Below are 8550 nucleotides of genomic sequence, written 5' to 3' on the forward strand. Positions count from 1 at the left end.
CTCCGAATAATTGGAATTAAATAAGGAACCGAAAAGGTGTCGCCGCTTCAAGCCGCACACTGCGCCAAGCGCTACAATTATTATACAAACCCGTTGGGCGCAATTTAAGAAACAACTGAAATGAAAAGAGTATTAAGCATTATAATATTACTTTTTACATTAAATACAATTGCACAATCTGAAAAGAATAAAATCATTGTTGTTCAAAAATTTTACAAGGACACTCTCCAAACTGATTATCGCAAGGTTAAATATGAAATAAACAAAAAAGCTAATAAAGTAATTCGATTTGATTACTCTTCTGCTCATATTTCGGACACAATAATTGTAAGAGAAACAACTGAATATAATTTTGAAAATGGTCATTTTATTTCTTCAGAGCATAATAATTCGAGAAGAATAAGTAATATAAAAACACACAAAGTTGGAGACACAATTTTTGAAAAGAAAACTGATTATCTGACAAAAAAAATATACTCAAAAAATAAAATTGTTTATGCATCTAGATTATTTCCAAAGCAACAATCTATTCCTTATAACGAACTAAAGTATATTTATAATGAAAATGATAATTTGATTAAAATCCAAGAAAAATACAATTCTGATGTGAACGAAGAATACAAAACCATATTCGAATATAAAAATGGTATTGTTTCGAGAATGACTGAATTTAAAAAATCAGGGGAAAAATGGATCAAGGAAAAAATTTGGAGATATGAATTACTAACAACAAATAAACTAAGAAAAAAGATAAGAAAACGAATTAATAATTTACTACTGACAAATCAATTTACAGAAACTCAGTGGTAAAAACTGCGCACAACACCGCAAAATAATCATAGCTTTTCCATAATTACAAAATGTTTAGTACTTTAAAATTACTATTTTAGTCATCGGAACAATACGTAACGCTTGTTCTTCTGAGTCTCACGCAGCTCCGAATAATTGGAACTAAATAAGGAACCGAAAAGGTGTCGCCGCTTCAAGCCGCACACTGCGCCAAGCGCTACAATTATTATACAAACCCGTTCTAAGCAATTTTAAAAAAAACCAATCTTGAGAAATATTTACTGGATTCTAATATTTATTTCATCTCAATCATTTTCCCAAAATAGTGAGTGGCGCGGTTACAAATTAGATTCTCTGGCCGAATTTCAATTACCATCTCAAAACGCGAATTTATTTGATTCAATAGATAACGGAATAAAAATATATGAATTATCAGCGAAGTTCAACGGAATCAATTATGTTGGGAGTAAATCAAAAGTTGAACAATTTATACTACCATCAAATAAAACTGAACTTACGGAATTGTACAACGATGCAATATTTCAGATAGCCAAAAGTTTTCCAAACAGTATCGAAACGAAAACTGATATTGTAAGAAACGGATATCAAGGTCTAAAATACATTTTGTTAGATGAGAATAATATTCCTCTTTACTCTGCCGAACTTTACTTATTAGAAGATAATTTATTTATGTTCTATTGTATAAATGATGCTAAAGACGGATCTGTAGAATCGGATTATTTTTTCAAATCAATATTGTTAGTAGAGAAAAAAGGGGCTGAGCAAATTACAGGTGATTCCTCGTTTTTGAAGATGATAAAACTCTTTAAAATTGAGATCATCGTAATATTGGGAATAATCGGATTAATAGTAGTTTTAATCATTCGAAACCGAAAAAAAACTGCTTAGAACAACGTATAAGAATTTATGGCTCACTTTAGAAATGATTGAATAATTTAAACAAATAATTGTAAATTGTAATTCCGAAAGTTCTGAGAAGCTTGCCTTGCTGATTCGCACGCGGCTCAATTAATTTGGAATAAAGAAAATGTTGGTCGGTTTCGCCGCTTCAAGCCGCACGCTGCGCCACGCGCCACAAATCTTATACAAACTCGTTGCCAACAATTTTGAAAAAAACGATTCTATTCATATTTATAACAATTTTATCAGCTTGTGAACAACGAGCCGAAATTGAAAATCCGAACAAAATATTTACTGATTCAGAAGTCAAAGAACTGAATTGGATGGTTTCGGAATTTGATTCAATACTTGCTTCCGAATATAAAGCAGGTTCAGTTGAGGAAAATTATAAAAATTATTTAAAAGACACAGAAAATTATACAATTCCAATATTGAACGGAATGGACAAATTAGGAGTCCAAGTAATGGACTTAAGCGTGTTTCCTAAAATTTGGTGGAGATATGATAAATCGCTTGGCAATTCGGGTAAATATAATATTGATGCAGAAAGCGAATATTTAGTTTATTTAAAACACATTGGGGAATCGACTGATTTTATTGAGAATTATGCCGACAAATTTTCTTCAGCTCACGATATAAATCCTTCAGTAGCTTCTGAATTTTCATATCGAATAAAAGATGTTGACCTATCTGATAAAAACTACAGATTGATTTTTGCGATTCACTATTTAACTTTATTCAACCGATAAAAACTGTTGGCAACAACGTATAACAATTATTGCTCTTGCGGGAATTACTTGATAATTTCTACAAATATTTAGCTATATTGGTTACTGAATAATAACGTTACGCTTGCCCTTCTGAGTCTCACGCAGCTCTAAATAATTTGGAACTAAGAAGTGAATGAAGAACTTGTCGCTGCTGCCCTCAGCGCGCTGCGCCAAACGCAACAATCGTTATACAAACCCGTTGTGTGTAATTTTGACCCGTCCTGAAATATTAATTCAATCAAACTCAAAGTGAACATATTCTCTTATCATCTAGTCGAACTTCCCATTTTTGATTCGATAAAAAGAATATTCTCAAGTCCAATTTCTAAAAACACTAAAGGTCTCATTCACTCGGAATACATGACTGCGATGACCTTAGGCTCTCCAATCTTTTCTCCCTCTAGAGTTTTAATAGGAAAATCTGCCATTTTTATGCAATGGGAAAATGAAATTGCGCTAGAAAATTATTTGGAACAAGACAGTTTTGGAAGAATTCTAGCAAAAGGTTGGCACGTGCGTTTGTCTTTTATTAGAGAATGGGGGAAATTTAGTGGATTCAAAATACCAGCCCAAAAGGACAAATTGGAAAGTCCAAATTCGCCAGTAGTCGCTGTAACTATAGCAAGAATGAAGCCTTTTGCAGTCCCGAGATTTATCCATTGGGGAAGGCCTGTTGAAAAGCTAGTAAGAGACCATCCAGGAACCACACTTTCATTAGCATCAGTTAAATTCCCAAATACAGTCTCAACTTTTTCAATTTGGAAAACAGAAAAAGAAATGACTAATATGGTTCATGGACATAGTGCTGTCGAAAAACCTAAAAGACATTCCGCTGCAATGAAAGAAAGAGAAAGAAAGGACTTTCATTTTGAGTTCACCACATTAAGATTTAAACCTGTGGCCGAGTTTGGTGAGTGGAAAGGACAATCAAACTTTATTCCCAACACTTAAGAATTCCAGAAAAAATGGGGATAGCACGCAAAAAACAAAGCCTTCAAGATTGGATTACTCAGAAATGGGTCATTCTTTTTGGGAAAAAAATCGATTTTACAGAACACAAATGGCTTTTAGGTCCTTTTGGCAACACAGATGGTATTGGTCAAAAATTTATAAAACAATTAGCGGAAAAAGAACATTTGACTATTGACAACGAGAAAAATGACAAGGGATTAATTCAATCAATCGACCAACTAAATCTATCTCAAAACGAATTAAACGCTCTGTCGCAAAATGTAGTTGACTTTTATCAAAACACTTCTAATTACGACCTTGAATTAAACGTAAAATGGAATCCATTCTTTAAAGGGTTCGGTATTTTACTAAGAGTGATTTTCAGTAAAAGAATAGAACAACTAAATGTCCCCATTAAAAGCGTAGAAGATTCTAATGCATTGACAAGTGAAATTATCCAACTACTCGATTCTAGAACAAATGAAGTCAAACGGACAATTTGGTTTAGAGCATTTAAATCAACAGGTCAAGTCGTTTATTCAGGTGTTTATGAAACATGCACTATCCCATCTGGAAAGACATGTATAAAAGCAGTCTTCCCTTTGCCCAATGGAAATGCAACCGTTATTTTAGCTCCTAGTGTTGGAAAAAATGGTGAGCTTATCTTAGAATCTTCAGGGAAACAAATTGGTGATAGCGGATTTTACTTTTTGCTGAAAGATTCAAAAGGACAATTATGGACTAAATTCATAAAATCATTTAAAGACAACCTAGTGGTAAGAAGTGAAAACGAAAGAATTACTGCAACACAAACTTTGACTTTATGGAATTTGAGAGTTCTACAATTTGAATATGAAATAAAAAAAACTACACACAACAAAACCTAAACGTAATGCGGACTTTAGGGCAAAATCGAAAGGTCTGTGTATATTTATGAAGTCGCTAAATCTTATGGATTTAGCTTTAGAATAGAAAAAATAAAACTAAACAATAAGCTTTAGCTTCGTACGCAGACGGAAACGAAAAGTTTCCTTGCCTCCGCACTACGCTTAGCTCAGGCGTTGTGCCCAATTAAAAAATTGCGTTTCATAATATAATTTTGTTTAAATAATTGTATTTTTGATAGTATCAAATGATAGTATCAAAAATGAAACCACCTTACGAAATAACATCTTCTATTTTAAAATTAATAACTTCTATTTCAGAAAAAATAGGAGAAGTAAATGCTAATTTATTAAACAAGCCTTCACCGAAATTGAGAAAACAGAATAGAATCAAAACTATTCATTCTTCTTTAAAAATAGAAGGAAACACACTTACAGAGGAACAAATAACAGCACTTCTTGAGAACAAAAGAGTTATTGGGCCTAAAAAAGATGTGATTGAAGTTTTAAATGCAATCAAAATCTATGAAAATTTAGAAGATTACAAACCTTCTAATGAAAAATCCTTTTTAAAAGCACATCAAAACTTAATGGAAGGTCTAATTGAAAACTCTGGAAAATATAGAAATCAAAGTGTAGGAATTGTAAAAGGCTCTATAGTAGAGCATTTAGCACCACCTTATGAAAATGTACCATACTTAATGAAAGACCTTTTTGAATATTTGAAAAAGTCTGATGAAATTGAATTAATTAAAAGTTGTGTTTTCCATTACGAAATGGAATTTATACATCCATTTTTGGATGGAAATGGTAGAATGGGAAGATTATGGCAAACTTTAATTTTAATGGAAAAATATCCAATCTTTGAGTTTCTACCCTTTGAAACGTTAATTAGCAACGACCAAGAAAAATATTATAAAGCCTTGGCCGAAAGTGATAAATCAGGAAAATCAACTAAGTTTATTGAATATATGCTCAACGTAATAGACATTTCAATAAGTCAATTATTAGATTTTAATAATCGTACTTTAAATGAAAAAGATAGATTAGAATATTATGCTTCACTAAATAAAACTGAATTTACAAGAAAAGATTATATGGATATATTCAAAGACATTTCTTCAGCGACTGCAAGTAGAGATTTAAAGAAAGGAGCTGAATTAGGTTTATTTAAAAAAATAGGAGAGAAAAATAAAACAATCTATCGTTTAAAATAACTGGGCACAACAACGTATACTAATCATAGCTCTTGAGGTAACTAGAAGTAAATTGATTGCAAATATTTAACTATATTGGTTTCTGAAAGTTCGAACTCGCTTGCCTTTCTGAGTCTCACGCAGCTCTGAATAATTGGAACTAAGAAGTGTAGTTTGAACTCGTCGCCGCTGCCAGCATCGCGCTGCGCCAAACGCTACAATTATTATACAAACCCGTTGTAAGCAATTAAAAACGAACATCTTGCTAACCGAATATTCCATATCAGAAATTATAACTTCTAATCCAAAAGAACAACCTTTTTATGTTGGAACATTTGAAAATACAGAGAACCCAAATGTAGATTGGCCACACAGACACGATTTTTATTCACTTGTTTGGTTTACTAAAAGTTCAGGAATAAATGTTATCGACTTCGAGGAATATGAAATCAAACCGAACCGACTTTTTTTTATGCATCCCAAACAGGTTCATAATTGGTCATATTCAAAAGAATCTAAAGGTTACATTTTAGTATTCGCTAAACATTTCACAAAGGAATTACCTTTAGAATTAATGAATATTGCATTTTTTGACCTGAAACAAAAAAACATACAACTTCTAAAACCATTATTTGAAAATTTAATCGAGGAATCGAAACTGAATGATAATTTGGGAGAGAAATCGATTATTTCCGGAATCAATTATTTACTTCTTCACTTAACCAGAATGGCAAGAGATTTAGAGTTCAACAAAAAGACAAAACCAACAACCATACTGAAATTCTCGAAATTGGTTGCTGATACAATTTCAAAAAACCTTACCGTAAAAGACTACGCTGACCGCCTTCATTTAACGGTGGAAAAACTTAATGAAATCTGCAAAGATAGTTATGGACAAAATCCGAAGAACATTATTTTGGAGAAAAAGATAACCGAGGCAAAACGACTTTTATATTTCACAAATTTGTCAGTAAAGGAAATCGCATTTGGTTTAGGGTTTAAAGACAGTTCTTATTTTTCACGTATTTTCAAACAAAAGACTAATATTTCGCCTTCCGAATTCAAAAGTACCTGATTACTCGTAAAAAGTCCTATAACTACCTTGTCCATTTCATCTAATTTTGTATTAAAACAAAATGAAACATATAATATTTTTAACCATCCTATTTATTGTAACTAAAGGATATGGACAAATTGAAAAACAAACTACAATGGACACTATAAAAACTGAAAGATTCAAAAAAGGATGGGACAAATTGAAAGAAATTGACGGAGAAGCTGGAGAAAAAGTAATTGAAAGTCTAAAAGATATTTCGCCCGAATTAGGAACTTTTATTATTGAATATGCTTTTGGAGATATTTATATAAGAGAAGGACTTGACCTAAAATCAAAGGAAATTGCAGTTGTATCTGCTCTTACAGCTATGGGAAACGCTCAACCACAATTGAAAGTTCATATAAATGGAGCTTTAAACACAGGAAGTACTATAAATGAATTAAAAGAAGTAATCCTTCAAATGTCAGTTTACTCTGGATTTCCAAGTTGTATAAACGCAATGAATTCATTAAAAGAAGTTTTGAACGAAAGAGAAATGCAAGGAATTAAAGACACTATTGGAGATTTTTCAAATACACTAATTGCGGATAGACTTAAAACTGGAGAATTGGAATTATCTAAATTGGACAGCACACAGGTCGAAAAACTAAAACTCGCCTATAACGAATTTTCGCCTGAATTGGTTCAATTCGTACTTGAATATGGATATGCGGACATTTTTTCAAGAGACAATTTAGATAACAAATACAGACAAATCGCAACAATTTCAGCATTAACCGCTTTAGGAACAGCAGAATCACAACTAAAATTTCATATAAATGCAGGATTTAACATTGGACTTACCGAAACTGAAATCAAAGAAATAATGTTGCTAATGACTATTTATTCGGGTTTCCCTTCCGCAATAAACGGAATGAACGTATTAAAAGAAGTTATAAACAACAGAAATTCGGATAAATAACTGCTTACAACACTGTATATAATTTATTGCTTGGTTCTAGCCTACTTACTAAAATCCTCGCGGATTTTCTATTCGGTTTTTATTTGTTAACTTAGTTGCTTAACCACGCAACAAACCATATACAAACACGTTGGCAACAAGCTGAACAGACCAAGAAAATGAAGTACTACAAACGAAATTGGGAAGAAACCCGTGGAGATGAATTTGATAATTGGGGGAAATCGATATGGTATTTTGAAACCGAAAATTCTGGACTGCCGACAAAACAAATGGAGGTTTATGAAAACGGAAAAGCATTGAAATATGACCAGAAGAAATTGGAAGATGAATATGGCGGACTTGGAGACCAAAAATTGGATTTAGATGAATTCTCTAATTTCGAAATTACGGAGCAAGAATTTAAAAAACATTGGAACGAACATTAGGCTAAAAAATGGGATATAAAAAAGTATGTTTAGATTGCAGAAAAGCATTTAATAGACCTGCCGATTTAGAAAAAGTTCATATCTCGATTTGTCCTCAATGTGAAAAACCAATGACTGAATTATATCATTTGTTTCAACCACCAAAACAAACCGATATTAAAAAGTGGGATGTTGTGAAATTTTTGGTAGAAAATGGATTTAGATATTACCATATTAGAGAAATTGAATCAATTGACAAAAGAACTGGAAAAGTTGCGGAATATCAGAATTATGCAAAATATCCAGAGTCGATGAAAGACGCAAAGGAATTTGTCAAATTATATAAAGAACAGGCAATTACGGAATAAAGCCAGTTGCCAACATTGTATAAAAATAATGCTAAATTAGTTGCTTAATCAAAGGTTAGTGCACTTTTGTTACGTCTGATTTTCCTTCGGAAAATCCTCGTACACAAAACCGCACTATTCTTATACATAACCGTTGCCAACAATGTAAAACCGCGTACTTTCCTGAAATAGGTTGACTAAAAATTAAACCTTTTAGTACTATACCTAATGAAAGACAAAAAACAACCCTGCCGAAAAACTTCCTACAAA

General features: G+C 32.1%; 10 protein-coding genes. All 10 read left to right on the forward strand.

Annotation, left to right across the window (positions count from 1 at the left end; genetic code table 11):
* Positions 1-120 precede the first annotated feature (120 nt).
* The 10 genes from BLQ00_RS16715 (at position 121) to BLQ00_RS16760 (ending at position 8301) form a co-directional block, all read left to right on the forward strand.
* The gene (locus tag BLQ00_RS16715) at positions 121-810 is read left to right on the forward strand and encodes a hypothetical protein (RefSeq protein ID WP_093145465.1); all 690 of its coding nucleotides are present in this window, start codon (positions 121-123) and stop codon (positions 808-810) included.
* Positions 811-1056: 246 nt separating this feature from the next.
* Positions 1057-1698, forward strand: a complete 642-nt coding sequence (locus BLQ00_RS16720) for a hypothetical protein (RefSeq protein ID WP_093145466.1) — start codon at positions 1057-1059, stop codon at positions 1696-1698.
* Positions 1699-1916: 218 nt separating this feature from the next.
* Positions 1917-2459 carry a hypothetical protein gene (locus tag BLQ00_RS16725; protein ID WP_093145467.1) on the forward strand — a complete coding sequence of 181 codons (543 nt, stop codon included), beginning with the start codon at positions 1917-1919 and terminating at the stop codon, positions 2457-2459.
* A gap of 270 nt (positions 2460-2729) precedes the next feature.
* Positions 2730-3431, forward strand: a complete 702-nt coding sequence (locus tag BLQ00_RS16730) for a hypothetical protein (RefSeq protein ID WP_093145468.1) — start codon at positions 2730-2732, stop codon at positions 3429-3431.
* The gene (locus BLQ00_RS16735; RefSeq protein ID WP_342342056.1) at positions 3395-4318 is read left to right on the forward strand and encodes a hypothetical protein; all 924 of its coding nucleotides are present in this window, start codon (positions 3395-3397) and stop codon (positions 4316-4318) included. Before BLQ00_RS16730 ends, BLQ00_RS16735 begins: the two co-directional genes overlap by 37 nt.
* A 260-nt stretch (positions 4319-4578) precedes the next feature.
* Complete coding sequence (locus BLQ00_RS16740; protein ID WP_093145470.1) at positions 4579-5532, forward strand: Fic family protein; 954 nt, start codon at positions 4579-4581, stop codon at positions 5530-5532.
* A 241-nt stretch (positions 5533-5773) separates the two neighbouring features.
* Complete coding sequence (locus BLQ00_RS16745) at positions 5774-6586, forward strand: AraC family transcriptional regulator (protein ID WP_093145471.1); 813 nt, start codon at positions 5774-5776, stop codon at positions 6584-6586.
* Between the two features lie 61 nt (positions 6587-6647).
* Entirely contained in the window at positions 6648-7529 is an 882-nt protein-coding gene (locus BLQ00_RS16750) for a carboxymuconolactone decarboxylase family protein (RefSeq protein ID WP_175445486.1), read from the forward strand.
* Between the two features lie 158 nt (positions 7530-7687).
* Positions 7688-7954, forward strand: coding sequence for a hypothetical protein (locus BLQ00_RS16755; RefSeq protein ID WP_139149448.1), 267 nt, complete (start codon positions 7688-7690; stop codon positions 7952-7954).
* A gap of 8 nt (positions 7955-7962) precedes the next feature.
* The gene (locus tag BLQ00_RS16760; RefSeq protein WP_093145473.1) at positions 7963-8301 is read left to right on the forward strand and encodes a hypothetical protein; all 339 of its coding nucleotides are present in this window, start codon (positions 7963-7965) and stop codon (positions 8299-8301) included.
* Positions 8302-8550 lie beyond the last annotated feature (249 nt).

This window comes from Ulvibacter litoralis, from assembly GCF_900102055.1.
Taxonomy (GTDB): Bacteria; Bacteroidota; Bacteroidia; order Flavobacteriales; family Flavobacteriaceae; genus Ulvibacter; species Ulvibacter litoralis.

Excerpts from the sequence above, each read along its gene's own strand:
- BLQ00_RS16715 (WP_093145465.1), top strand. The coding sequence starts at position 121 with ATGAAAAGAGTATTAAGCATTATAATATTACTTTTTACATTAAATACA.
- BLQ00_RS16755 (WP_139149448.1), top strand. The coding sequence starts at position 7,688 with ATGAAGTACTACAAACGAAATTGGGAAGAAACCCGTGGAGATGAATTT.
- BLQ00_RS16760 (WP_093145473.1), top strand. The coding sequence starts at position 7,963 with ATGGGATATAAAAAAGTATGTTTAGATTGCAGAAAAGCATTTAATAGA.
- BLQ00_RS16750 (WP_175445486.1), top strand. The coding sequence starts at position 6,648 with ATGAAACATATAATATTTTTAACCATCCTATTTATTGTAACTAAAGGA.
- BLQ00_RS16740 (WP_093145470.1), top strand. The coding sequence starts at position 4,579 with ATGAAACCACCTTACGAAATAACATCTTCTATTTTAAAATTAATAACT.